Raw genomic sequence first — 24075 nt, 5'->3', positions numbered from 1 at the left:
CCGGCCTTCAGGTCCAATGTTTCCGCCACTTCGCTTCCTTTGATGCTAGGCCACCGCGTTGAAATAACTGGCAAATTCGGCCCGAACCTCGGTTTCATCAGCCCGATCACGGTTCCTGATATAGGTCAGCGCCCGCTCCGCGCGCTCAAACGACTTGCCCTCAAGCCCGGTCGTGCGCGATGCAATGCCGGCCATCTCCTCGAACACGCCGTTGCAGTGAAGGACCAGATCGCAGCCCGCCGCAAGGATAGCGGCCGCCTTTGACGGGAAATCCCCAGAAAGTGCCTTCATCGAGGTGTCGTCGCTCATCAACAGCCCGTCGAAGCCGATTTCGCCGCGGATGATCTTTTCGATGACCTTGCCGGATGTGGTGGCCGGGTTCTTCGGGTCGATCGCGCTATAGACGACATGCGCCGTCATCGCCATCGGCAAATGGTTGAGCTCCCTGAACGGGGCAAAATCATGCCGCTGCAGGTCGCCGATCGAGGCGTCGACGGTCGGCAGTTCGAAATGCGTATCGGCGAAGGCCCTTCCATGACCGGGAATATGCTTCATCACCGGCAGCACGCCGCCCGCCATCAGCCCTTCCGCCGCGGCGCGACCCAATTCGATGACGGCGCGCGGCTCCTTGCCATAGGCGCGCGCGCCGATGACGTCGCTGGCGCCCTCGATCGGCACGTCGAGCACCGGCAGGCAATCCGCCGTGATGCCGTAGCGCAGCAGATCGAAGGCATGCAGCCGCGCCATCAGCCAGGCGGCACGGGTGCCGGCATCATGGTCGTCGCGCCACAAGGCGCCAAGCGCGCCGGCGGCCGGATAGTTCGGCGCCAGCGGCGGCCGCAGGCGCTGCACCCGGCCGCCCTCCTGGTCGATGAACACCGGCGCATCCGCACGCCCGACGCAGTCGCGCATCGCGGCGACCAGATCGCGGATCTGCTCGGTCTCGCCGATGTTGCGCGCAAACAGGATGAAGCCCCACGGGCATTCGTTGCGGTAGAAACGGATCTCGTCGCGGGTCAGTGATTTCCCGGCGCAGCCGAGAATCATGGATTTTGATTCGGTCATGCGGAACAGTTTAGAGCTTCGCGCCGACAAAGGGAATCGCCCGCAATTGCCTCCAGAGCTTTCCGTTCACGCAAAAAAGCCGGCGCGGACGCCGGCTTTTTTTCGAGGGGCTTTGGTGCCGCTAGTGGGACACGAAGCAATTGCCGCCGGCAGCCTTGTAGCTGGTGCACAGTTTGATCGCCTCGTTGCGAGACTGCGCCGGAACGCGGACGCGGTAGAAGGTGCCCTTGCCGGCGATCTCGGCCTTGACGATGTTGGCGGTGCGGCCGGAAAGCACGCTGCCGTAGCGGCGCTGCAGATCCTGGTAAGTCGCCTGGGCGCTTTCGACTGTCGGCTGCGAAGCGATCTGTATCGACCACGAACCAGCGCCGGCCGCGGCCGGATCGATGGAAGCGACCTGATCGGGCTTGACCTCGCCGACCACGTCGACCGGCTGGTCGGACGGGCGCTGCGGCGCCACCGGAACCGTGTCCGGGGTGTTGGCGGACTGCTTGCTGGCTGACGGCTTGGCTTCGGCCTTTGTGTCGGGCTTGGGCGCCGGCTGCAGCTTGGTTGTTTCGGCCTGATCGCCACTCGCCTGGTCGCCGTTCGGCTGGTCGCCAATCTTCGGATCACTTGTCATTTGGTCGATCAGGGGCACGGTGCCGGTCTGCGCGGCGGCGTCGGCCTGGGCCGACGGAGCCACGTGCTGCGGCGCCGGATCGGCCGGCTCGGCAGCAGCCATTTGCGGGGCGGCAGGCGCCGGATCCTCGCGCGCCACCAGCGAACCGTCAGGTTTCACGACCATGGTTCGTACCTTGCGCGGCGCAACGGCGACGATCTCGGGGTTGGCACCCTTCTCGGCCTCCTGCAGAACCTGCGCGATGCGATCCTCGGACTTGGGCGCCGGTGCGGCGGCGGTTTCGGTAGCGCCAGCCGCATTGGCGCCAAGCGCATTGGGGTCAGGCGCGTTGGTGTCAGGCGGGTTGGTGCCAGACGCGTCGGTGTCGGACGCCACGGTGCCGGGCGCGTCGATATCGTCGGCGGCATCGGGGTCATTGGGCGAAAGATCGACGACACGGCTCTCCGGTTCGTTGGCCTTCAGGTCCACGGGCTCTTCGGTGTTGGTGACCAGCTTCTGCTGAACCGGCTCGGCGGGCTTGGCGCCCTTGACCACAGCGTCATAGACCTTGTTGTCCTGGTTCGGCACGACAGTGCCGCCTGGATTTTCCGGCTTGATCTTGATCGGCCTGTTGTCGGCCTTGACGATAACCGGCGCATCGCCGCCGCTCTTGCCGCCGAGGGTCAACGCAAAGGCACCAAGGCCTCCGGCGATCGCCACCGCGCCGACTACCGCTCCTATCAGCAGCCCGCGCCTGCGCGGCTGCCTTTCGGCCCCGCGTTCGGCAAGGCCCGGAACCGACATCTCGTCGTCCAGTTCGGGGTCGTAGTCGAGCTCATCGAAGGTGAAATCGTCGGCCTGCGAAACCGGCTGGCCACCGGGCAATGGGCCCAGATCGAAACCGTCCGCTGCATCGGCATAGGAAGCGGCCGCCGCGCTGACAGGGGCTTCCGCGGGCTTGGCGCCATAGGCGCGCGTCTCGCTACGATCTTGCTTATAGCCAGCCGCGAAGCCGGCATCGTATTCATCGTCATAGCCAGCACTGCGCACCGGGGCAGGCGCTATATCCGTGGCATTCATTTCGGTGAGAAGGCTGGCAAAATCGGCATCAAGATCGTCGTAGGCGGGCGCCACCGGCTCGTCATCGTCGAAGTTGAGCTCCGGAATGTCGAGATCGTCCGCCAGCGCCACGACGCGCTCGGGCACGTCGACCGTCTCGACATCGGGCATCTCGTCATAGGCGGAAGCCTGTTGATGCGAGGTTGGTGCGGCTTCCGTGTAGGCGGGCCGATCTTCATAGGACGGCCTCTCGTCGACCGGTGCGGCCGGATAGGACGGCGTTGCAGCCGGCTGCGGCGGTGGTGCCGGACGCGCCGAAGCCACCGGCTGGCTTGCAAAAGCAGGCTGAGGCTGTGCGACCGGTGTCACGCGGCTCCACGACCGGGCCGGCTCGGCCGGTGTGGCGCGTGTCGTCAGCCAGTTCAGCGCATCGAGCGGGTCTTCTTCGGCAGCAGCTGCCGCACTCTTGTCGGCCGAGTCATGATCCAGGCCGATGTTCCTGGCGAAGTCGGCATCGAGCGCATCGTTGTCTAAATCATCCGTGGTTCCGGCAGCGGCTTCGACACCGAAATCCTCGCCTTCAAGCTCATCAAGCAGGACACTGCCAAGATCGGCGTCATCGGCGGCACTGGACTGCTCCGGCTCAGCGGGCTCGTGCTCGTCGAGTTCCCAATCCAGCTCGTCGACAGCATGCATCGGTTCGTTAGCGACGTCTTTGACCGCCGCCATTGGCTGTTCAGCGGCCACTGCTGGCTTCTGAATTACCGGCGCGATGGGCTGCTGAACAGTCATCACGGGCTTCTGGGCAGGCTGCTGGGCAGACTGCTGGCTTGTCTGAGGTTCGTTGACCGCTTGTGCCGGCCGTGTGCTCATCGCGCCGAGCAGCGCGTTCAGTTCGTCTTCCAGGCTGCGTTCCTCGGCCACTGGAGCCGTCGGGACGACAGCGGCCGGCGCCGCTGGTTCGGCCGCAACCTGCGCCACGGGCTCTTCAGCGTCCTCGGCAGGCGCATCGTCGAAGCTCAGATCGAAATCGTCGTCGAACGCCGCTTCAGCGGCCGTGCCGGAAAGTCGAGCGGCCTCTGGCTCTTCGATCGACAGCTCTTCGATGAACTCTGGTTCTTCGATTTCGGCAGGCTCGTTCGGGCGAACGTCGAAATCCATGTCGACATCGGCCATGGCATCATCGAAATGGCCGGCAAGATCCTCGTCGGCCGAAACCGCTTCAACCGGCGATGCCGGAGCGGCGACGTTTTCCTCCGGCTCATGCTCGTCGAATATCAGCTCGTCTTCGAGCGAGCTTGCAACGGCATCGTCGAACTCGTCATCGAACGCAGGCGCGGTGGCGTGCACGACGGTGTCAACGGCGACCGCCTGCTCCATCGGCTCATGCTCTTCGAGCATCAGCTCGTCTTCGAGCGAACTTGCCACGGCGTTGTCGAACTCATCGTCCAAGGCGGGGTCGAAGGCGGGCTCGTCGACCGGCTCGATCGCCTGGGCTGCGGCCCTGGGTTCATCCTCGCCGGTCACCGCGATCTTGGCCGTTACATCGTCGTCGAGCCGAAAATCCTGGTCGACAGAGGTGGCAAGTTCGTCGTCACTCGACAGGTCGTCCTCGAACGGCGACACGTCTTCGAGCGAGCCGGCGACGGCGTTATCGAACTCGTCGTCGAACTCCGGCTCGACAGCGGGAGCGAACGCCCTTTCGGGGGCGGAGGCAATTTCGTCGGGTGCAACAGGAGCGGCCGTAACGGGGGCAGCATCGTCCGCCGCACTGTCGTCGAACGCGAAATCCTGTTCGAACGAGGCGGCAAGCGCGTCCTCCATCTCGTCGGCGGCGTCCGGTTCGAGTGTCGGCTCGCGAAGCTCGGCAGGGGGAGCATTGTCATTGGCGTCGGCGCCGAACTCGCCCATCAACTCCTTCTCGAGATCGATGTCGAAATCGGCCTCATCCACCGACGGTTCGGCGGCAGCGGCTTTCGGCTGGGCCGGCGTTTGCGGTTTGACCGGCTGGCGCGGGTCGAACCCCATGATCCTGGTCAGTTCCGCGAACGGATCATCGTTGGCGATGTCGTTTTGGTCGGCTGCTCTCAGCTGGGTTCTGTCTGCCATTATTGTTCCCGAACTCGCACTCATTCGGACGCCATGGACGTCGCGTAGGGTTGGCCCTTACCAGCGCAATGTGGGCAAAAGGTGACAGGTTTTTTACTCAAACCTAACGCATTTCGGTGGGCGCATTGGCTCCGATCAGCGTCAGGCCGGACGTCAAAACGTCCGAAACAGCCTGCACCAGCCCTAGTCTGGCATGCGTCAATTGTCGGTCGTTAACCTTAACAAAACGTAAGTCGGGATTATCGGTGCCCCGGTTCCAGTGTCCGTGGAAGCTGGAAGCGAGTTCGTAGAGGTAAAATGCCAGCCGGTGGGGCTCGAGCGCGAGCGCCGCGGCTTCGATCAGCCGCGGATATTCGGCGAGTTTCCTGATCAGGCCGATCTCCCCCTCATCTGTCAGCAAAGCCACTTCGGCGGCCAGCTGGTTGCGGTCGAACATCGCCTCGCCCAATTGCTCGCTTGCCTGCCGGAACACCGAATGGCAGCGCGCCGAGGCGTACTGCACGTAGAACACCGGATTGTCCTTCGACTGCTCGGTCACCTTGGCGAAGTCGAAGTCGAGCGGCGCGTCGTTCTTGCGGAAGAGCATCATGAAGCGGATCGGGTCGCGGCCGACCTCCTCGACCACTTCGCGCAAGGTCACGAACTCGCCCGACCGCTTCGACATGCGCACCGGCTCGCCGGCGCGAAACAGCCTCACCAGCTGGCAAAGCAGCACGGTAAGCTTGACCTCGTCGCCGGCAATCGCCCGGGCAAGCGCTTCTAGCCGTTTCACATAGCCGCCATGATCGGCGCCAAGCACATAGATCAGGTCGACGAAGCCGCGATCGACCTTGTCCTTGAGGTAGGCGACATCGGCGGCGAAATAGGTGAAGGTGCCGTCCGACTTGACCAGCGCCCGGTCCATGTCGTCGCCGACCGCGGTCGAGCGGAACAGCGTCTGCTCGCGGTCCTCCCAGTCGTCCGGCTTCTCGCCCTTGGGCGGCGGCAGCTTGCCCTTGTAGATGTGGCCCTTCAGCGTCAGGTCGCTGATCGCCGAGCGGATCTTCTTCGCATTGTTGGCGTGCAGCGTCCGCTCGGAGAAGAAGACGTCATGATGCACGTTGAGCAACGCCAGATCCTCGCGGATCATCGTCATCATCGCATCGATCGTCCTGTCCTTGACGATGGCAAGCGCCTCTTCGTCCGGCATCTGCAGCAGGGAGCGGCCGAATTCGCTGGCCAGCGCCTGACCAACGGGGATCAGATAGTCGCCTGGATAAAGCCCGGGCGGAATCTCGCCGATCTCATCGCCGAGTGCCTCGCGGTAGCGCAGCATGACCGAGCGTCCGAGCACGTCGATCTGCGAACCGGCATCGTTGATGACGTATTCCTTGGTCACGTCGTAACCGGCGAAGGCCATCAGATTGGCCAGCGCGTCGCCGACCACGGCACCCCGGCAATGGCCGACATGCATCGGCCCGGTCGGGTTGGCCGAGACATATTCGACATTGGTTTTCTTGCCGCCGCCAACCGTCGAGCGGCCGTAATTGCGGCCTTCGCCGAGCAGCGCCGTCAGATGCGCCTGCCAGAAGCCGTCCTTGAGCCTGAGATTGACGAAGCCCGGGCCGGCGATCTCGGCGGCCGCGATATCCTCGTCGGCGCGCAGCGCCTCGGCCAGCCTTTCGGCCAGCGCACGCGGGCTCTGGCCGGTCGGCTTGGCCAACACCATGGCAGCGTTGGTCGCGAGGTCGCCGTGGCTGGCATCGCGCGGCGGCTCGACGGCGATGCGCGACAGGTCCGGCGACACGCCATCCTTGTCTTTCAAATCAAGCGCTTCGACGGCCTTTATGATTCGCGCGTTGAAATCGGCGAAGATGTTCATTGCTATGGCTCTGACGGTTTTGCATGGATCCGGCGCGTTGGCCGGCAAAATCGAGCCCGCCCTAGCTCAAATCCGGCGTATGGTCAAACAAACGCCTGTGTTCCTTGAGCGCATAAGTGTCCGTCATGCCGGCCAGGAAATCGGCAACACTGCGCGCCTTGACGCGGTCCTCTGCCCGGTCGAGCCCTTCGCGCCAGCCATCCGGCATGGCGCGCGGATCGGCGAAATAGACGTCGAACAGGTCCCTAACGATCTGATCGGCATCGGCGCGCACCCGCATGACCTCCGCGTGTCGGTAGAGGTGCTTGTAAAGAAAGGCCTTCAGCTCCTTTTCCCATGCGGCCGTCTCGGCGGAGAAGCTCACCATCGTCTCGCCGGCCGCCCTTACCGCTTCGGCGCTGCCGGGCTTGATGCGCGCCAGATTGGCCGTCGTCGAGACGATCACGTCCTCGACCATGATGGTGATCTGCCGGCGCATCAGCTCGTGGCCGGTCCGTACGTCATCGAGCGCCGGATAGCGCTCACGAACGCCCTTGAGGATTGACCCCGGCAGCGAGACGCCCTCCAGCATATCCAGCGTCAACAGCCCTGCCCTCAAGCCGTCATCGATGTCGTGGGTGTTGTAGGCGATATCGTCGGCAATCGCCGCGCACTGCGCCTCGATACCGGCGAAGCGGTCGAGCTCGAGGTCGTGCAGTTCGGAATAGTCGCGGATCGCCTGCGGCACCGGCCCCTTCAGCCCTTTCCCCTTGGCATCGGTCAATGGCCCGTTATGCTTGACCAGCCCCTCCAGCGTTTCCCAGGTGAGGTTCAGCCCGTCGAACTCGGCATAGCGCCGCTCCAGCCGCGTCACCACGCGCAGCGACTGCGCATTGTGGTCGAAGCCGCCCCAGGCGGCCATCTTCTCGTTCAGCGCGTCCTCGCCGGTATGGCCGAAGGGCGTGTGGCCGAAGTCGTGCACCAGGGCCACCGCCTCGGCCAGGTCCTCGTCACCGCGCAACGCCCGCGCCAGAGCGCGTGCGATTTGCGCCACCTCGATCGAATGCGTCAGCCTTGTGCGGTAATGGTCGCCTTCGTGTGCGACGAACACTTGCGTCTTGTGCTTCAGCCGGCGGAACGCCGTCGAATGGATGATGCGGTCGCGGTCGCGCTGGAACGGCGTGCGCGTCGGGCTTTCCACCTCGTCGAACAGTCGCCCGCGCGACTTCGCCGGGTCGCTGGCATAGGCCGCGCGCGGCCGATAGCCGAATCCGATGTCGCCCAACTCGTTGGTCATAGCGTATGCCGCAGTTGACTTGCCCCGTCGCGCTTCATACCTATCATACAAAACCGAAAGCAAGGTGACGCCCATGGGCGCTGATGCCAAGACTGCCATGAAAGTCGAGATGACCGATGCCGCCGCCAGGCGGATCGCCAAGATTGTGGCGAGCGAAGCCGGTAAGACGGCCCTGCGCGTTTCGGTCGAGGGCGGCGGCTGTTCCGGCTTCTCCTACAAGTTCGACCTGGTCGACAGGCGCAATGACGACGACGTCGCCATCGAAAAGGACGGCGCCACCGTGCTGATCGACGACCTGTCGCTGGTCTATATGGGCGGCTCGGTGATCGATTTCGTCGACGACCTAATGGGCCAGTCGTTCCAGATCAGAAACCCCAATGCGGTCGCCTCCTGCGGCTGCGGCACCAGCTTCTCGATCTAGAAATGCCCGACATCGGCGCGGTCCGTCAGGTCGCGCTTTCCGCCGGGCGCGACCTCGACGCAACGCTGGCGTTCTGGCGCGAGGTGCTCGGCATGAGCCTGCACGCGCGTTTCGATCCGCCGGGCATCGCCTTCATCCTGGCCGGTGACGTGCGCCTGCTTTTCACCGACGGTCTGCCGGCCGGCACCGTCTATCTCGACATATCCGGCCTCCAAGAGTTCCACGCTTCGGCAAAGGCCGCCGGCGTTCCCTTCACCGCGCCGCCGGCGCTCGTCCATCGCGACACCGAAGGCCTGTTCGGCCAGGCCGGGGAAAGCGAATGGATGGCCTTCCTAAAGGACCCGGCAGGCAATACGATCGGCCTTGTCGAACGTCATCCACCGGATCGCTAGTCTCCGGACCACCAGCCTATCGAGGCCACCATGAAAATCGTCACCTGGAACATCAATGGCGTTCGCGCCCGCATCGGCAATTTGACCCATTGGCTGACGGAAAGCGCGCCCGACATCGCCTGCCTGCAGGAGATCAAGACGGTCGACGAGCAGTTTCCCCGGGCCGAGATCGAGGCGCTCGGCTACAATGTCGAGACCTACGGCCAAAAAGGCTTCAACGGCGTCGCCATCCTGTCGAAGCTGCGTTTCGACGAGGTCAATCGCGGCTTGCCGGGCGACGATGCCGACGAACAGGCGCGTTTTATCGAAGGCGTGTTCTCGACCGACAAGGGCGCCTTGCGCGTTGCCTCGATCTATCTGCCGAACGGCAACCCGATCGACGACGAGAAGAAGTTCTCCTATAAGCTTTCGTGGATGGCACGGCTGGAGCGCTGGGCCGAGGAGCGGCTTGCACTGGAAGAGCCGCTGGTGCTGGCCGGCGACTACAATGTCATCCCCGAGCCGATCGACGCCAAATATCCAGAAAACTGGCTAAGCGATGCACTGTTCCAGCCCGCGACGCGGCAGGCGTTCCGGCGGCTGAAGAATCTCGGCTTCACCGAAGCCGTGCGTGCTGTCACCGACGCCCCGGACGTCTTTACCTTCTGGGACTATCAGGCCGGCGCCTGGCAGAAGAACAACGGCATCCGCATCGACCATTTGCTTCTGTCGCCCGAAGCCGCGAACTGGTTTTCCTCGGCTTCGATCGAAAAGCAGGTGCGCGCCTGGGAAAAGCCCTCCGACCACGTGCCGGTGGCGATCGATCTGGCGCTGCAGCCGGCCTGACCGGAGCTGCTGTCCGGCGGCACATTGATAAGTTGACCTCTTATCGCCACAAATCGCGCGCTTGATGAGAAATCATCATGGTGGCTGGGGTTCCCATGACTACTCGATTTGTACTCTGCCCGATCGGCTGCGCGCTTGCGATGGCGGTGGCGACGCCTGCTTTTGCCGATGCAGAGTGCCTGGCTAACGGCAAATCATTCCAGATCGGCCGGGTCGCCTGCCTGACGCTTGCCGGCCAAAGCTACCTCGCCCGTTGCGAGATGGTGCTCAACAACACGTCCTGGACAAAGCAGCGGGATGGCTGCCCGGAGAACACGCTCGCCCCACATCTGCAGGGCACGCCGATCTCAACGCCGGCGCCCGGCGGCATGCCGGCGGAACCGACCGACAATTGATCTAAAAACGGAAATTCTGCCGACCTACTGGTCGCCGCCACCCTTGGTGAGGATGTCGTCGGCCAGCGAGATCGCGGTGCGGCGGTCGGCTTCGCCGGCGGCTGCAAACGCTTCCTCCTGCATGCCGCGGATCCATGGCTGGTCGGCAGGTGAGGCCCGTTCGAGCGCCGCGGTCATCATCGCCAGCCCCCGCACGATCTTGCCGCTTTGGAAAAGCAGGTTGCCGAGCGTCGCCTGCGCGCCCGCATGGCCCTTTTCGGCCGCCAGCTGGAACCAGCGGCCGGCCTGCTTGACGCTGGCCTTGACGCCGCCCTCACCCTTGAGGAACATTTGGCCCATCTCGAACTGGGCGTTCGGATTGCGATAGTTGGCGGCGGCACGCATGTAATATTCCTGGGCCGCCACCTCGTTCTCCTCGATGGGGCTGCCGGGAATGCCTTTCCTCAGATAGTCGCCAAGCGCCACCAGCGCGTCCGAAACATAGCTTTCCTCGGGCGAACCGGGCTCGACATCCTGGTCGACGATCTCGCTGAAGAACTTGAATGCCGCGTAGTCGTCTCGCGCCACGCCATCGCCTTCGGCATACATGCGCGCAAGCTTCCAGGTGGCGCCGATCTGGCCGTTCTCGGCGGCATATTTATAGGCTTCCGCGGCCTGCTCCTTATGGCCGTTCTTGTAGGCGGAAAAGCCGAACTGGAACACCGCCCACGGGCTCGACTGCGGCTTCACACCGGTCTTGTCGTCGAACACCTTGTCGTCGAAGGCCATGGCCTGGCCGACGGCGCCCAAGGTCGCGCCAAACGTGGCGAGCGCAACCAGTGCCGAAAGGACAGACGACCTCAACAACTCAGATGTCCGCATAGCAGTGTGTTTCTTTGGCACCGCCGGGATGGGTGACCGCGCCGTCGCGGGCAGATCCGACCGTCTGTGCGTATTTCCAGATCGCGCCCGACTGATAGTCGGTCGTGCGCGCCTTCCATCCTTTTGCCCTCGCCGCCAGTTCGGCTTTGGACAATGCAACCTCGATCGTGCCGTTCACCGCATCGATCGAGATCAAGTCGCCATCCCTAAGCAGCCCGATCGGGCCGCCCACTGCCGCTTCCGGCCCGACATGGCCGATGCAGAAACCGCGCGTCGCGCCCGAAAAACGCCCGTCGGTGATGAGCGCCACCTTGCCGCCCATGCCCTGGCCGTAGAGAGCCGCCGTCGTCGACAGCATTTCGCGCATGCCCGGGCCGCCGCGCGGACCCTCGTAACGGATGACGAGAACCTCGCCTTCGCTATAGTTGCGATGCGTAACCGCTTCGAAACATTCCTCTTCCGAATCGAAGCAGCGCGCCGGACCCGAGAATTTCAGCTCCGTCATGCCGGCGACCTTCACGATCGCGCCTTCGGGGGCAAGGTTACCCTTCAAGCCCACGACCCCGCCGGTCTGGGTAATCGGCCTGTTGGCGGGACGGACCACATCCTGGCTGTCATTCCAGGAAACATGTTCCATATTTTCGGCCAAAGTGCGGCCGGTCACCGTCAGGCAATCGCCATGAAGATAGCCATGGTCGAGCAGCGTCTTCATCAAGAGCGGAATGCCGCCGGCCTCGAACATGTCCTTGGCGACGTATTTGCCGCCCGGCTTGAGGTCGGCGATATAGGGTGTTTTCTCGAATATCCTGGCCACGTCGAAAAGATCGAACTTTATCCCGGCCTCGTGCGCGATCGCCGGCAGATGCAGCGCCGCGTTGGTCGAGCCGCCAGTGGCCGAGACCACGGTCGCGGCATTTTCCAACGCTTTTATAGTAACGATGTCGCGCGGGCGGATGTTCCTTGCGATCAGCTCCATGATCTTTTCGCCGGAAGCGAAATTGAAGCGGTCGCGCATCTCGTAGGGTGCCGGCGCGCCGCAGGAATAGGGCAGCGCCAGGCCGATCGCCTCAGCGACGGTGGCCATGGTATTGGCGGTGAACTGGGCGCCGCAGGAGCCGGCCGACGGACAGGCGGCTTGCTCGATCTCGAGCAGCTCGGCGTCGCCGATGGTGCCGACCGAATGCTGGCCGACCGCCTCGAACACGTCCTGCACGGTGATCTGCCGGCCACGGTAGCTGCCGGGCAGGATCGAGCCGCCATAGATGAAGATCGACGGCACGTTGAGGCGCACCATGGCCATCATCATGCCAGGCAGCGACTTGTCGCAACCGGCCAATCCAACCAGCGCATCGTAGCAATGGCCGCGCATGGTGAGCTCGACCGAGTCGGCGATGACCTCGCGCGACACCAGCGACGACTTCATACCCTGATGGCCCATGGCGATGCCGTCGGTAACGGTGATGGTGCAGAATTCGCGTGGCGTGCCGTTGGCGGATGCCACGCCCTTCTTGACGACTTGCGCCTGGCGCATCAGCGAGATGTTGCAGGGTGCGGCCTCGTTCCAGCAGCTGGCGACACCGACCAGAGGCTGCGCGATCTCGGCCGCCGACAGCCCCATCGCATAGAGGTAGGAGCGATGCGGCGCCCGCTCGGGACCAACGGTCACGTGGCGGCTCGGCAGCTTGGCCTTGGAGATCCCTCTGGCGTCCATACTCGTCCTTACCGCGGGCGGTGCGGCCTGCCTCTTCGCCTAGCCTTTTGGCGCGTGTCCCGAGACAAGTTTGAGGTGCGCCGGGTTTATGGCGGGAAATGGGCAATGTTCCCAGGCGGCCGGGTGGCGCGAGGGTTGTTCAGAAACTGTTGCCAAAACGTCACAATTACAGGAGCGAACATCATGGGGACAATTGTTGCGCCGGCCGAATGCCGGACGCCACGCACCCAACAAACGGCCGGGCAGTGCCCGGCCGTTTTGTCGTTTAAAAATTAATAGTTAGAACTTGATCTTGACGGAAGCCGAACCGGCGAGAAGCAGGTCGTTGCCGTAGCTATAGGTGACGGCATTTGCCACGTCGCCGACACCGCTGAAAGTCGATGACCCGCTCGTCAGCACACCGATCGAGCCGCCGAGCCTGACCTCGACCTGATCGTTCGGCGAATAGGAGACGCCGCTGGCCACGGCCCAGGTATCCGACTGATAGCCGGAGGTCGTCGAGGTGCCGCGATCCCAGGTCAGCGAAACCACGCCCGACAATTGATCGGTGAACTTGTGACCGATACCGCCCGTGACCGTCCAGCCGTCGCGATAAAGCAGGTCGAATGAAACGGGCGAGGGAGCACCGGTTACCGGACTGCGCACGCCATTGATGGCAATGACGCCAAGCTTGCTCCACTCCTGCCAGCGGATGGAACCAAAGGCCAGCCAGCCAGGGGCTATACCGCTCTGCAGCTTGAATTCCAGAGCTTGAGGTATCTCAGCCGACGCCGAGACCGGGTACACCCCGGTAGAGCCGGGAACCAGGTCCGCCGGAAAGGCGCCCCTGAAGCCGGTCGTGTCGACGGTTCCCGACAGCCCGTCATATTTGTAGCTCGAAGAGTACATCAGGCTGGCGCGCAGGGCGATCTCGGGGATCTCATAGGCTGCGCCCGCACGCCAACCCCATGCCTCGTCGGATAGCTTGAAGACGCCGAGGCCGGTATTGCCGAAGGCGAGCAGTGTCTGGCGGGAAAGAAACGCGTCTACCTGCTGGTATGAGACACCGCCGATGAATCGTATGGCGCCCTTGCCGACGTTCACCTTATAGGAGCAGGTAAGACCGAAATCGTTTGTGTCGACGGCGTATTTGACCGCTGTCGGCGAATAGGCGTTGTTGGCGCCGAACTTTGCATCCGCACCATACGGTTCCGTATAGGTCGCAAGACAGTCTACGGGCTCAAAGATGTTGGCTTTGATGCCGACATGCGGCACCGCATAGTCGCCGCCAACATCCACCGCCGACGTCGACAATCCCGAGCCATCCAGGCGCTGCACATTCTTCAGTTTGCGCTGTGGCGAAACATAGGTCACGCCCGCATCGAACGAATATGGCGCCGCGTCGAACAGCTGGTCGATGTTGACGCCGCCCCGGTCAAAGCCCCCGGCTTGCACCGTCCCAGCCAAAGCCAGCGAAAAAGCCCCCGCGCCCAGCAGCACTTTCAGACGCGAATAACACATGAATCTCCTCCCCGAAATATCCTTGCATCAAGCTAGAACCAATTCAGGTTAACGGCGCAACAACGAATTCGCCGTGCGTACATGTACACCTTGGCTGAACGCATTTCCGACAAGGTGTCGGCCTTCACGACAAGGCGGGAAAATGGCCGGCTCAAATACAAATCAACGAGAAAACTCCGGAAAACCGCCTAAATCACTACAAAACGGGGCATTTTGCATGCCCAGCCAGCCATTGTTACATTACGGCAACAATGGGGCAAAAACATTCAGTTTGCCTCAAGATTTACGCTGCGGAATGCCTGTTTTCGTGGCAGGCGGCCTATCTGGAAAGCAGATTCGTGACCGGCGAATCTATCGCGGCCAGCCGGCCCAATTTGTTTGATCAGCCGGCCTCGCGTACCCGCGTCAATGCCACCGAAAGCTTCTCTTGCGCCTCGCGATATTCGGCGAGTTTTTCACGCTCGGCCTCCACCACCTCTTCCGGCGCGTTGGCGACGAATTTCTCGTTGGACAGCTTCTTGTAGAGCCGCGCTATTTCCTCGGTCACCTTGGCAAGTTCCTTCTGCAGGCGCGCTGCCTCGGCGGCAAGGTCGATCAGGCTGCCGAGCGGCAGGCAAATGGTCGCTTCGTTAACGACGATCTGCGCGGAGCCCTTGGGTGGCGCCTCGGCGAGCGAGATGTCGCCGACCCGCGCGAGACGCTTGATAGCCGAGCCCTGACGCTCGAGCCTTTCGCGTGTCGCGTCGTTGGCGCCGATCACCACGAGCGGTGCGATCGCCGCTGGCGGCACGTTCATTTCCGAACGCACCGAGCGGATGCCGGAGACGAGATCGACCAGCCAGTTGATATCGGCGGCGGCCGCCTCGTCCTCGAAATCGGGCGACGGCCATGCCGCATGACAAAGCAGCGATGGCCGTTGCCTGCCCTCACCGGCGGTTTCGGCCCACAGTTCCTCGGTCATGAACGGCATCATCGGATGCAGCAGCTTGTAGATCTCGTCCAGCACGAAGGCGACGCATGCCCTGCTCTCGGCCTTGGCGGCCTCGTCGGTGCCCATGAACACCGGCTTCAGCAGTTCCAGGTACCAGTCGCAGAACTGGTTCCAGACGAACCGGTAGGCGGCACCCGCCGCCTCGTTGAATCGGTACGAGGTGATGCCGTCCGTTATGTCGCGCGCGGCTCGCGTCAGCTCGGTCAGGATCCAGCGGTTGACCGCCAGCTTGGCGTCCTGCAGCCAGAAATCGTCGTCGCGCGCCACTTCGTTCATCTCGGCGAAGCGCGTCGCGTTCCACAGCTTGGTGCCGAAATTGCGATAGCCGGCAATGCGGGCCGGATCGAGCTTCACGTCGCGCCCTTGCGCTGCCATCACCGTCAAGGTGAAGCGCAGCGCATCGGCGCCGTATTCGTCGATGAGCTCGAGCGGATCGATGACGTTGCCTTTCGACTTCGACATCTTCTGCCCGTTCTTGTCGCGAACCAGCGCATGGACATAGACGGTATGAAACGGCTCCTGATCCATGAAATGTAGGCCCATCATCATCATGCGGGCGACCCAGAAGAAGATGATGTCGAAACCGGTGACCAGCACGTCGGTCGGGTAATAGGTCTTCAGCTCCGGCGTCTGGTCCGGCCAGCCGAGCGTCGAGAACGGCCACAGCGCCGACGAGAACCATGTATCGAGCACGTCCTCGTCGCGGGTCAGGATCTCGCCAGGCTGGAAATTCTCGAGCTTGTCCTCGACCCAGGCCTTCCACGGCCCTTCCAGCGCCAGATAATATTCGACGGCGGCACCGAGCGCCTCTTCCTCGGTCTTTTCGACAAAGACATGCCCGTCCGGCCCATACCAGGCAGGGATCTGGTGGCCCCACCACAGTTGGCGCGAAATGCACCAGGGCTGGATGTTCTCCATCCAGTCGAAATAGGTCTTTTCCCAGTTTTTGGGCACGAAATTGGTACGGCTCTCGCGCACCGAGGCGATCGCCGGCTTGGCCAGTTCCGCCGCATTGACATACCATTGGTCGGTCAGAAACAGCTCGATCGGCACGCCGCCGCGGTCGCCATGCGGCACCGTGTGGCGATGCGGCTCGACCTTCTCGAGAAAGCCGCCCGCCTCCATCAGCTCGACGATCTTCTTGCGCGCATCGAAACGGTCGAGACCGTCGAGGCTGTCCCAGACAGCCTGGCGCTCCGGCGTCACTTCCAGTCCGGCCAGAAAGTCCTCATTGTCCTTGAGGCTCACCGCCGCATTGACGGTGAGGATGTTGACCGCCGGCAGCCGGTGGCGCTTGCCGACCTCGAAATCGTTGAAGTCATGCGCCGGCGTGATCTTGACCGCACCGCTGCCTTTTTCGGGATCGGAATACTCGTCCGCGACCACCGGGATCCTGCGGCCGACGATCGGCAGAACAAGGTTCTTGCCGACAAGATGCCGGAAACGTTCGTCGTCGGGGTGCACAGCAACAGCCGTATCGCCCAGCATCGTCTCCGGCCGGGTCGTCGCAACGGTGATGAAGGTCTTCGGATTTTCCGGATCGAATGTCGTGCCTTCGACCGGATAGCGGAAGTGCCAGAGGTTGCCGTTGACCTCCTGCTGCTCGACCTCGAGATCCGAGATGGCGGTCAACAGCTTCGGGTCCCAGTTCACAAGGCGCTTGTCCTTGTAGATCAGCCCTTCCTTGTAGAGCGTCACGAACACTTCGAGCACGGCCTTGGAGAGGCCCTCGTCCATGGTGAAGCGCTCCCGGCTCCAGTCGGCCGAGGCCCCGAGCCGCTTCAGCTGGTTGAGGATCGCGCCGCCGGACTCGTCCTTCCACTCCCAGACCTTGTCGATGAACTCATCGCGCGTCAGGTCGCGGCGGTGGATCTGCTTTTCCATCAGCTGGCGCTCGACCACCATCTGCGTGGCGATGCCGGCATGATCCATGCCCGGCTGCCACAAGACATTCTTGCCGCGCATGCGCTCGAAGCGCACCAGAATGTCCTGCAGCGTGTTGTTGAGCGCATGGCCCATATGCAGCGAGCCGGTGACGTTCGGCGGTGGGATGACGATGGTGAAGGCTTCAGCCCCCTCCTCGGCCCCGGCGCCGGCACGAAACGCGTCGGCCTCTTCCCAGATCCTGGCAATCTTCGGCTCGACGGCTTTGGCGTCGTAGGTCTTTTCGAGCATGGGAAAACGGTCCGCGCTGTCCGGAATTTGTGGTCCGGTGTAAATCGGAAGGTTGTTGCCAAGTCAACCGCAAGGGCGGCATGGCCAATACATAGCGCCGGCATGGTTCGGTGCAACTCGCGGAACTGAATGTTGCAAGGCAATCGCTTCAGGTTTGCGCTGCCCCTTGCCGTGCCTTCCAGCCTTGGTGGTTGGCGAAAGCCAAAGAGACATCCGATCTCCCCCCTTGCGGGGGAGATGTCCGGCAGGACAGAGGGGGGTGGGAAGGATCGCCAACCTCGACTTCGGTCTTCCCCAATCTCGGAAATTCAATTGCCTGACGGCGTGGCTGCGATCGTTGAGAGGCCGGAGGGACAGCACCCCCCTCTGCCCTGCCGGGCATCTCCCCCGCAAGGGGGGAGATTGGATGCTTCGCCGATGGCGCCTGTCCGCAGGCGGATGAGGGGCAGCGCCGACCTCGACAATTCGCCGGTCGAGCCGCCTGTCGGCGTTTTCTCGAATTGCTACTGCGCGCCGCGCGCGACGCGCTCGATTTCCTCGCGCACCAGCCGCTCGACCAGCGTCGGCAGGTTGTTGTCCAGCCAGTCCTGCAGCATGGGCCGCAGCATCTCCTCGGCCATCTCGTCGAAGGTCTTCTTGCTACGGCTGGCAAACGCGTCGGAAAGCTCGCCGAAGGCGGCGGCAACCTGCCGGCCCGTATGCTCCGAAAGGATCGCGGGACGTGCGGGCGGCGCCTCGCTGGCCGCCGGACGCGCAAATCCGATTTTCGAAGGTCCCGGGCTGCTTTCCGAAGGCTCCAGCCCAATCTCCGAAGGCTCCGGCGCAGGTCCAGCAGTCGCCTCGTCCTCGAAAACCTCGGCCTTCGGCTCGACGTCCGGCGTATGGGATGGCTCGGCGCGCTCCGGCTTGGCCATTGCGTCGCCGACCGCGGCGATCTCGCGCCGCCAATCGGCGATGATGGTGTCGGTTGTCTCGGCAGCCTTGGCCATCGCAGGCCGATCCGGCTTTGCGGGCGGTTCGGGAGCGGTGTTCACCTCAGCCAGCGTCACCGTTGCTTTTACCGGGCCGGGGCGGAGCGGCGTTTCCAGGCGCTCGATGACCGGCGCGACCGTTGGCTGCACCTCGGCCCGCATGGCCGGCTTGGCGATCTCCAGTCCGCCGCGCAGTTCGGAACGGAACGCATCCCCCTCCGCTGCCCGTCCCGCAGCCGGCGCCGGTTGCAGATCCTGGCGCAGTTCGTCCGTGTCGCCCGGCTGCTTGCGGCCGGTATCGCTGTCCTCGATGATCCTCCTGATGGAAGCCAGTATTTCTTCCATGGAAGGTTCGCGCTGTACGCTGCTTGCCGTCGCCATCGTCACATCCGCCGCCCTTGTGACTCGTTCTCAGATTTCCTGTCCGGCAATGCCGGATTCGAATCATGGCGACAGCGTAACCGACGGAACGGCTTACGAGAATCCCCAATCTGGCGACATCTCGGATTTCAACAGATTAGGGTCGGGAGTTGAAGCCCGCGCGTCGTTCGAGCGCGGGCTGAAAACACGGCCTGGCGATCAGCGGCCGTCCGGCGTGCGCAGGCCGATCCACTTGTCCTTGACGGCGTCGTAGTGCTCTTCCGGCCTGTACTTCGTCACGTTGAGCGCAAGGCGCTCTGCCGACAAATGGCCAACCGCCGAGAGGATGGCATAGCTTGCTACCACCACGTCGCGTTCGGCGCTGACAAGATTGATCTTGGCGGTGATGAGGGTCGCCTGCGCGTTGAGCACGTCGAGCGTGGTGCGCTGGCCGACATTGCGCTCTTCGATGACGCCGTTCAAGGCAAGCTGCGCGGCGGCGACCACCTGCCGGTTGGCCGTGACGCTTTGCTGCGCGGCGGTGTATTGCGACCATGCCGAGGTCACCGCTTGGCGCACGGTGTCGCGGCTGACATCGACCTCGATACGGGCCTGGCTGAGTGATTCCTTTGATTGGCGAACCAATGCCGAGGTCCGGCCGCCGGAATAGATCGGTATCGTCAATGTCGCGCCGATGTTCGCCGAATTGGTTACGCCATCCTGTGTCGAGGAGAGCGAGCCGGGCGCGGTGCCGCGAATGGCGCTCGAAACACCGGCCGACGCCGATAGTTGCGGCAGCAACGCGCCTTCGGCAGACTTCACCGAAAACGCCGCCGCGTCGACCAGATGCGCGGTAGCGAGGATGGCCGGATGCTCGGCCGATGCGATCGCGATCGCCGCATCGAGGCTCGACGGCAACAGCTTCGACACCGGCGAAGCCGGCCTGAGCCTGCCCGGCTCGTCGCCGACGATCTGGCGATAGGTCGCAGCGCTTGCCAGCGCCGTCGCGCGGGCGGCGCTCAACTGCGCCACCGCGGAGGCACGCTGGGCGTCGGCTTGCGCGACGTCGGTGCGGGTACCTTCGCCGACCTCAAAGCGCGAACGCGCCGCACGTGCCTGCTCGGTCAGGAATTGCAGGTTCTGTTCGGTCAGCACGGCGACCTGCCGGTCGCGGATAACGTCCATATAGGCACTTGCCGCATTGAAAAGAGTGTTCTCTTCGGCGTTGCGCAGGCTTTCGAACGAAGCGCGGACCCGCGATTCGGCGGCCGCCACATTGTTCCTGGTCTGAAAACCGTCAAACAGCGTCTGGTCGATCTCGACGCCGAAGTTGCCGGTGGTTATCGAGATGTTTCGGTGCAACCGGTTGCTGTGGCTGGCGGTATAATCAATACTTCCGGAACCAGTGATGGTCGGGCGCCAGCCGGACTTGGCGATTGCCACGCCCTCGTCGGTGACGCGCGCGCCGGCGCGCGAAGAATTGAGCGAGGAATTGTTCTGATAGGCCTTTGAAAGTGCCCCGAGAATGGTTTCGGCCGAGGCGGCCATTGGAGACAGCGCGGTCGCCGAAACGAGGACAGCGGTAAAAAGCAACTTGCGTACAGACGGCACGTTATATTCCCTCATTCGTTTTGCACGGGAACTGCGCCACGCTGGCTTCTCCTTCTGATCAGCCGGCGCCGCGTTTTTTATCGTTCCCCCGCTGAAAGCCCCAGAAACGCCCGGTTATGCAGATCAGCAACGATTGTTCAAACGCAAGCGATCATGACAACGCCTTCGCTGCAAGGCAAAATCACTCAGAATTCGAAGGCGGGAATGCGTTCAAATCCCGGTAGTGGCTTAATTGCCGCATTAAATGCGCGTCTTCCCGTTACAACCCCTCCAGTCTTAAAAAAAAGCCGGGCTACGCCCGAATTGCCCTGCCCTTCAACGGCGACGAGTCGGCCGCCTTCGGCAAGCTGGTCGAACAGCGCCGCCGGCACCTCGCCGACGCTGCCGCCGATCAGGATGACGTCGTAAGGCGCCTTGGCCGCATGGCCCTGCGGCAGCGCTCCCTGGACCACGGTGACATTGTCGCAACCAAGTGCCGCGAGCGTCGACGTGGCGGTCTCGGCCAGCGCCGCATCGCATTCCAGCGCGACCACGGACCTTGCCAGCCGCGACAGGATCGCCGCCGCATAGCCGGTGCCGCAACCGACATCGAGTGCCGAATCGCTTGGGCCGATATCGGCCAGCTGCATCAGCTTGGCCAATGGCGACGGCTCCATCAGATAGCGCGGACCATCGGCCGTATCGGCAATGCGGATGTCCTCATCGATATAGGCAAGATCGCGCTGGCCGGGGGCAACAAAGGCCTCGCGCGGCACGACAAGCATCGTCTCGAGCAGCGGCGCGCTGGTCACGTCGGTGGTGCGGATCTGGCCGTCGACCATCTTCACCCGGCGTTCGGCAAAATCAGCGCTCATGTTCCAACCATCCGCTTGCCGCGCGAAGGGCGCGGCTGTTTCGACCCGAACTGAAGCCCCTGGCGCTGACGCGCGGGAGCTCGGGCATTGGAGGCCTCGCCCGGAATCGAACCGGGGTGCAAGGATTTGCAGTCCTCTGCGTAACCACTCCGCCACGAGGCCTCATTGCTCCCGGCGTTCCACCCGGCTCCAATAGGTTGCGGCGAAAATGCCGTCAAGCGGCCACCATGCATTCCCAACGGTTCTTCCGACATCGAGGCACTGCTTATCAACGCCATGCCATGCTAGCAATAACATATTAGCTTATCGTTAAGCATGATTCTCGGCGAGAGGAACCCGATACCGGCGATCACGTTGGGCAGAAAGGAGGTTCCGCCATGGCTCAAGCAACTACGAAAGACGGCACACCGCGCGGATTGTCGCAGTCTGCAGAGCTTGTGCGCTATGCCATCGACCGCCTCGGCATAGAAGGCGCAAACAGCCTGCCGCCGCGCGACCGGGCGCGGCTGGCGTCGGCTACCGCCGTTCTCAAGGAACTTTGCGAACGCCTGGAAAGCTGTTTCGACGAGCCTCGGTAGTGGATAGGCGGAGCACGCCGCTCTCAAAACAATTGCCTGTTTCCGGCTTGTCAGCAGGCAACCTCAATCCGGCCGGCGCCGTCGCTCCCACCAGACGACGAAGCGGCGCCGGTGACGGCGCACCAATGCAAATTCATAGGAGAGCACCAGCAATCCGATCGGTACCATCCAGAAACCCAGGATCGGCAGGAAGCCGAGAATGCCGCCGATGATCAGCACAACACCGATCGCAATCCTGAGGCCGCGCGAGCGCGGCATGGTGAACTGGCGGCCGAAGACCGAGATTTTCCGGGCCGGTGGCTGTTCGTCGCTCATTGCCGTCATGTGAAATGTCGATCCGTTTGCATCAGCCGGAGAAAGCCGCAACGGCCTTTTCCGTTCCGTGACAGGCGTGAGACAGCTCATATGAGTGCGCTCGCCGCCCATTGCCAGAAAGCCTCGCGCCAAAAAGCCTCGAAAAAATGCGAAATGCTTCTTTGCAAAGCCGAAACGGGTTTGCTATAGGCTGCCCCACTCACGCAAGAGCCTCTGTTCCCCGGTAGCTCAGTGGTAGAGCAACCGGCTGTTAACCGGTTGGTCGCTGGTTCGAATCCGGCCCGGGGAGCCAGCGCTCATTGTATGCTAAGGCGCAATATGGCACGGCGGCGTGCGATTTTTCCCTACGCTTTGATCGCGCTAGTCCTGCTTCCAGAGTGGCAGAGCGTCGAGGACCGACGAATCCAAGCGTAGAATATCGGCCTCGCCCGCCCATGCCTATTCCTCGCAAGCCGCAATCTCAAGATCGGCGGCAGACATGCGGAAATACCGACGATCGGCGGCTTCGCCGATCATCGGCTTCGCGCCTCGAAGCTGATCTTGCCAGAGCTTGACCAAAACCGCTCTGGTCGTGATCAATGCGCCACGCCGTCGGATGCGTGTAGGAGTCTCCAAGTCAGGCCGACGCGGCCGTCGAACTGGGATGCGAAATGTTCGGCGGCGACGCCTTCCAGGCCATCATCGACAAGAGCCTCGATGCTTCGTCGCATCAGCGCGAGCTGCATCTCGCGGGCGTGGGCCAGGTCTGCCTCTCTCATGATTTCCGTGACATGGTAGGCGACAACGGGCTGGCCGAGGCAAGACATGAGCGTGCTCGCTTCTGACGTGACGGCCGTAACTGCGTCTTCGATCTTCATTCAGGCGCTCCTCATCAAACATGATGCTGGCGCCTCCCCATGAGACGACGGTGTTCCGTCGTTTCCTTTTACAATTTCGACAGTCGCGCACGAGTGAAGGGACGAGTGCGCGAACAGGAGAATTACCCTCTTGTTCCAGTCTCCTTGAGCAACCTCGCTACCCAAATCAGTATGCTGCAAAATTGAATTAAAGGCGACCCGATAGTTAATCGATGGTTAATGGCGGCGCTCGCATCTCAGGCGTTCGCGCATGAAACATCGGGCAGGTCCGCCTTGCGCCAGCATTCGGTTATAGAGGCGAACTTTGCCTCCGCCCGGACGCAGACATTGCAGTTGACCGCGCTGGAGGTCGTCGTCGCCCCAGCACCCGAAATTGATTTCGCAGCTTCTGAATGCCCGTTAACGGCGGCGAACCAGCAGTTCGCAACGCCAGGAAGATCACCCTGCGGAAATGCAGTCCGCTAGCTTGCCGGCGACCCTCAAGAACTGCATCACGATGCTTATGGCCGGCACCTGGGCTGCGAAACCAACCCCGACAGACACGCAGGGCACCCTTAGCCTGGAAAGGCACAACTCGGTACACGAGGGCGACTATATCTCTATGGAAACAACTTGAAGAAACGCTTCGCTACCCATAGCATGCCACCCCCTGGTGAAATCTGATCAGGAGGTCGGTGGGATCGGTCGGGTTTTTAAGCCAGTGCAAAGTAGGGAGGATAACTATGGCTTCCGAAGTACAGGCAAACAATGGCGTTAACGTCGAGGCGCTGCTCGGCGCACGCGAAGCGCTTACCAATGCCCCGGAGGCCGCGCAGTTCAAGTGGCGCGCGGCCTGCGAATGGAAGGATGGCACCCACAGCCACTCGACGGTCGAGAGTTTCTACGGTCTCGGCCAGGACCAGCATCGCAAGACCACGTTCGCATTCGATGCCGACCATCCGGAGGTCTTTGCTTCCCTGGATCAGGGCGCCACGCCTGTCGAATACGTGCTGGTCGGGCTGGCGAGCTGCCTGACCGCCGGCATCGCCGCTGTTGCCCAGAACCGGAACATTCAGTTGAAGTCGGTGAAGGCAACCATCGAAGGCGACATGGATATTGCGGGTATACTCGGCATCGACAGCGACGTCCGCAACGGCTTCAGCGGCATCACGGTGAAGTACAACATTGACGCCGACGCCAAGCGCGAGGACATCGAGGCTCTCGTCGCGCAGTCACAGAAGCGGTCGGCTGTCTATGACATTGTAACCAATCCGACGAACGTCACGGTCGTGGTGAATTGAAAGGCGC

General features: G+C 62.8%; 20 protein-coding genes and 2 tRNA genes. 8 read left to right on the top strand and 14 right to left on the bottom strand.

Annotation, left to right across the window (positions count from 1 at the left end):
• Positions 1 to 45 precede the first annotated feature (45 nt).
• From nagZ to NKG60_RS03005, 4 genes are all read right to left on the bottom strand, one after another.
• Positions 46 to 1065 carry a beta-N-acetylhexosaminidase gene (gene nagZ, locus NKG60_RS03020; RefSeq protein ID WP_352666052.1) on the bottom strand — a complete coding sequence of 340 codons (1020 nt, stop codon included), beginning with the start codon at positions 1063 to 1065 and terminating at the stop codon, positions 46 to 48.
• A gap of 121 nt (positions 1066 to 1186) precedes the next feature.
• The gene (locus tag NKG60_RS03015; protein WP_352974039.1) at positions 1187 to 4834 is read right to left on the bottom strand and encodes an SPOR domain-containing protein; all 3648 of its coding nucleotides are present in this window, start codon (positions 4832 to 4834) and stop codon (positions 1187 to 1189) included.
• A gap of 103 nt (positions 4835 to 4937) precedes the next feature.
• Positions 4938 to 6695 (bottom strand): arginine--tRNA ligase, encoded by a 1758-nt coding sequence (gene argS / locus NKG60_RS03010; protein ID WP_352974037.1) that lies wholly within the window; start codon positions 6693 to 6695, stop codon positions 4938 to 4940.
• 61 nt (positions 6696 to 6756) lie between these two features.
• Positions 6757 to 7971 carry a deoxyguanosinetriphosphate triphosphohydrolase gene (locus NKG60_RS03005; RefSeq protein ID WP_352869124.1) on the bottom strand — a complete coding sequence of 405 codons (1215 nt, stop codon included), beginning with the start codon at positions 7969 to 7971 and terminating at the stop codon, positions 6757 to 6759.
• Between the two features lie 73 nt (positions 7972 to 8044).
• On the opposite strand from NKG60_RS03005, the gene erpA reads away from it, so the two are divergent.
• The 4 genes from erpA (at position 8045) to NKG60_RS02985 (ending at position 10004) form a co-directional block, all read left to right on the top strand.
• Entirely contained in the window at positions 8045 to 8392 is a 348-nt protein-coding gene (erpA, locus tag NKG60_RS03000) for an iron-sulfur cluster insertion protein ErpA (RefSeq protein ID WP_254818314.1), read from the top strand.
• Between the two features lie 2 nt (positions 8393 to 8394).
• Positions 8395 to 8784, top strand: coding sequence for a VOC family protein (locus NKG60_RS02995; protein ID WP_352869128.1), 390 nt, complete (start codon positions 8395 to 8397; stop codon positions 8782 to 8784).
• A 30-nt stretch (positions 8785 to 8814) separates the two neighbouring features.
• Entirely contained in the window at positions 8815 to 9609 is a 795-nt protein-coding gene (xth, locus tag NKG60_RS02990) for an exodeoxyribonuclease III (protein ID WP_352454506.1), read from the top strand.
• A gap of 77 nt (positions 9610 to 9686) precedes the next feature.
• Positions 9687 to 10004, top strand: coding sequence for a hypothetical protein (locus NKG60_RS02985; RefSeq protein WP_352869131.1), 318 nt, complete (start codon positions 9687 to 9689; stop codon positions 10002 to 10004).
• Between the two features lie 24 nt (positions 10005 to 10028).
• Here the strand turns inward: NKG60_RS02985 and NKG60_RS02980 are convergent, their stop codons facing one another.
• The 3 genes from NKG60_RS02980 to NKG60_RS02970 form a co-directional block, all read right to left on the bottom strand.
• On the bottom strand, positions 10029 to 10865 hold the full coding sequence (locus NKG60_RS02980; RefSeq protein WP_292663816.1) for a tetratricopeptide repeat protein: 837 nt from the start codon (positions 10863 to 10865) through the stop codon (positions 10029 to 10031).
• Complete coding sequence (gene ilvD / locus NKG60_RS02975) at positions 10852 to 12576, bottom strand: dihydroxy-acid dehydratase (protein ID WP_352869134.1); 1725 nt, start codon at positions 12574 to 12576, stop codon at positions 10852 to 10854. The genes NKG60_RS02980 and ilvD overlap by 14 nt, the downstream gene beginning before the upstream one ends.
• A 279-nt stretch (positions 12577 to 12855) precedes the next feature.
• The gene (locus NKG60_RS02970; RefSeq protein ID WP_352869137.1) at positions 12856 to 14076 is read right to left on the bottom strand and encodes an OmpP1/FadL family transporter; all 1221 of its coding nucleotides are present in this window, start codon (positions 14074 to 14076) and stop codon (positions 12856 to 12858) included.
• A gap of 142 nt (positions 14077 to 14218) precedes the next feature.
• Between NKG60_RS02970 and NKG60_RS02965 the strand changes: the two genes are divergently transcribed.
• Complete coding sequence (locus NKG60_RS02965) at positions 14219 to 14458, top strand: hypothetical protein (RefSeq protein ID WP_352869140.1); 240 nt, start codon at positions 14219 to 14221, stop codon at positions 14456 to 14458.
• On the opposite strand, the gene NKG60_RS02960 is transcribed toward NKG60_RS02965, so the two are convergent.
• The 5 genes from NKG60_RS02960 to NKG60_RS02940 form a co-directional block, all read right to left on the bottom strand.
• Positions 14459 to 17242: a valine--tRNA ligase gene (locus NKG60_RS02960; protein ID WP_352869143.1), complete on the bottom strand. Its 2784-nt coding sequence runs from the start codon at positions 17240 to 17242 to the stop codon at positions 14459 to 14461.
• A gap of 503 nt (positions 17243 to 17745) precedes the next feature.
• On the bottom strand, positions 17746 to 18594 hold the full coding sequence (locus NKG60_RS02955; RefSeq protein ID WP_352869146.1) for a PopZ family protein: 849 nt from the start codon (positions 18592 to 18594) through the stop codon (positions 17746 to 17748).
• A 198-nt stretch (positions 18595 to 18792) separates the two neighbouring features.
• The gene (locus tag NKG60_RS02950; RefSeq protein WP_352666042.1) at positions 18793 to 20184 is read right to left on the bottom strand and encodes a TolC family outer membrane protein; all 1392 of its coding nucleotides are present in this window, start codon (positions 20182 to 20184) and stop codon (positions 18793 to 18795) included.
• Between the two features lie 185 nt (positions 20185 to 20369).
• Entirely contained in the window at positions 20370 to 21038 is a 669-nt protein-coding gene (locus NKG60_RS02945; RefSeq protein WP_352869152.1) for a protein-L-isoaspartate O-methyltransferase family protein, read from the bottom strand.
• Positions 21039 to 21126: 88 nt separating this feature from the next.
• A tRNA-Cys gene (locus NKG60_RS02940) sits at positions 21127 to 21200 on the bottom strand.
• A gap of 215 nt (positions 21201 to 21415) precedes the next feature.
• On the opposite strand from NKG60_RS02940, the gene NKG60_RS02935 reads away from it, so the two are divergent.
• A complete protein-coding gene (locus tag NKG60_RS02935; RefSeq protein WP_352869155.1) occupies positions 21416 to 21616 on the top strand; it encodes a hypothetical protein in 201 nt (66 codons plus the stop codon).
• A gap of 63 nt (positions 21617 to 21679) precedes the next feature.
• Here the strand turns inward: NKG60_RS02935 and NKG60_RS02930 are convergent, their stop codons facing one another.
• Positions 21680 to 21940, bottom strand: a complete 261-nt coding sequence (locus NKG60_RS02930; protein ID WP_023676401.1) for a hypothetical protein — start codon at positions 21938 to 21940, stop codon at positions 21680 to 21682.
• 208 nt (positions 21941 to 22148) lie between these two features.
• Here NKG60_RS02930 and NKG60_RS02925 point away from each other — a divergent pair.
• Positions 22149 to 22223 (top strand) — tRNA-Asn (locus tag NKG60_RS02925).
• Positions 22224 to 22506: 283 nt separating this feature from the next.
• Here NKG60_RS02925 and NKG60_RS02920 read toward each other — a convergent pair.
• Positions 22507 to 22788 (bottom strand): hypothetical protein, encoded by a 282-nt coding sequence (locus NKG60_RS02920; protein WP_352666039.1) that lies wholly within the window; start codon positions 22786 to 22788, stop codon positions 22507 to 22509.
• Positions 22789 to 23510: 722 nt separating this feature from the next.
• Between NKG60_RS02920 and NKG60_RS02915 the strand changes: the two genes are divergently transcribed.
• Positions 23511 to 24068: an OsmC family protein gene (locus tag NKG60_RS02915; protein WP_292664767.1), complete on the top strand. Its 558-nt coding sequence runs from the start codon at positions 23511 to 23513 to the stop codon at positions 24066 to 24068.
• Positions 24069 to 24075 lie beyond the last annotated feature (7 nt).

The sequence above is a fragment of the Mesorhizobium sp. M1428 genome (assembly GCF_040317515.1).
Taxonomy (GTDB): Bacteria; Pseudomonadota; Alphaproteobacteria; order Rhizobiales; family Rhizobiaceae; genus Mesorhizobium.
Note: the sequence above shows the minus strand (reverse complement) of the source record. Positions and strands in the feature narration are given on the sequence as shown.

What these genes read in the sequence shown, in the direction of transcription:
- nagZ (WP_352666052.1), bottom strand. Translation starts at nt 1,065, where the DNA reads ATGACCGAATCAAAATCCATGATTCTCGGCTGCGCCGGGAAATCACTG.
- NKG60_RS03015 (WP_352974039.1), bottom strand. Translation starts at nt 4,834, where the DNA reads ATGGCAGACAGAACCCAGCTGAGAGCAGCCGACCAAAACGACATCGCC.
- argS (WP_352974037.1), bottom strand. Translation starts at nt 6,695, where the DNA reads ATGAACATCTTCGCCGATTTCAACGCGCGAATCATAAAGGCCGTCGAA.
- NKG60_RS03005 (WP_352869124.1), bottom strand. Translation starts at nt 7,971, where the DNA reads ATGACCAACGAGTTGGGCGACATCGGATTCGGCTATCGGCCGCGCGCG.
- erpA (WP_254818314.1), top strand. Translation starts at nt 8,045, where the DNA reads ATGGGCGCTGATGCCAAGACTGCCATGAAAGTCGAGATGACCGATGCC.
- NKG60_RS02995 (WP_352869128.1), top strand. Translation starts at nt 8,395, where the DNA reads ATGCCCGACATCGGCGCGGTCCGTCAGGTCGCGCTTTCCGCCGGGCGC.
- xth (WP_352454506.1), top strand. Translation starts at nt 8,815, where the DNA reads ATGAAAATCGTCACCTGGAACATCAATGGCGTTCGCGCCCGCATCGGC.
- NKG60_RS02985 (WP_352869131.1), top strand. Translation starts at nt 9,687, where the DNA reads ATGGTGGCTGGGGTTCCCATGACTACTCGATTTGTACTCTGCCCGATC.
- NKG60_RS02980 (WP_292663816.1), bottom strand. Translation starts at nt 10,865, where the DNA reads ATGCGGACATCTGAGTTGTTGAGGTCGTCTGTCCTTTCGGCACTGGTT.
- ilvD (WP_352869134.1), bottom strand. Translation starts at nt 12,576, where the DNA reads ATGGACGCCAGAGGGATCTCCAAGGCCAAGCTGCCGAGCCGCCACGTG.
- NKG60_RS02970 (WP_352869137.1), bottom strand. Translation starts at nt 14,076, where the DNA reads ATGTGTTATTCGCGTCTGAAAGTGCTGCTGGGCGCGGGGGCTTTTTCG.
- NKG60_RS02965 (WP_352869140.1), top strand. Translation starts at nt 14,219, where the DNA reads ATGGCCGGCTCAAATACAAATCAACGAGAAAACTCCGGAAAACCGCCT.
- NKG60_RS02960 (WP_352869143.1), bottom strand. Translation starts at nt 17,242, where the DNA reads ATGCTCGAAAAGACCTACGACGCCAAAGCCGTCGAGCCGAAGATTGCC.
- NKG60_RS02955 (WP_352869146.1), bottom strand. Translation starts at nt 18,594, where the DNA reads ATGGCGACGGCAAGCAGCGTACAGCGCGAACCTTCCATGGAAGAAATA.
- NKG60_RS02945 (WP_352869152.1), bottom strand. Translation starts at nt 21,038, where the DNA reads ATGAGCGCTGATTTTGCCGAACGCCGGGTGAAGATGGTCGACGGCCAG.
- NKG60_RS02935 (WP_352869155.1), top strand. Translation starts at nt 21,416, where the DNA reads ATGGCTCAAGCAACTACGAAAGACGGCACACCGCGCGGATTGTCGCAG.
- NKG60_RS02930 (WP_023676401.1), bottom strand. Translation starts at nt 21,940, where the DNA reads ATGACGGCAATGAGCGACGAACAGCCACCGGCCCGGAAAATCTCGGTC.
- NKG60_RS02920 (WP_352666039.1), bottom strand. Translation starts at nt 22,788, where the DNA reads ATGAAGATCGAAGACGCAGTTACGGCCGTCACGTCAGAAGCGAGCACG.
- NKG60_RS02915 (WP_292664767.1), top strand. Translation starts at nt 23,511, where the DNA reads ATGGCTTCCGAAGTACAGGCAAACAATGGCGTTAACGTCGAGGCGCTG.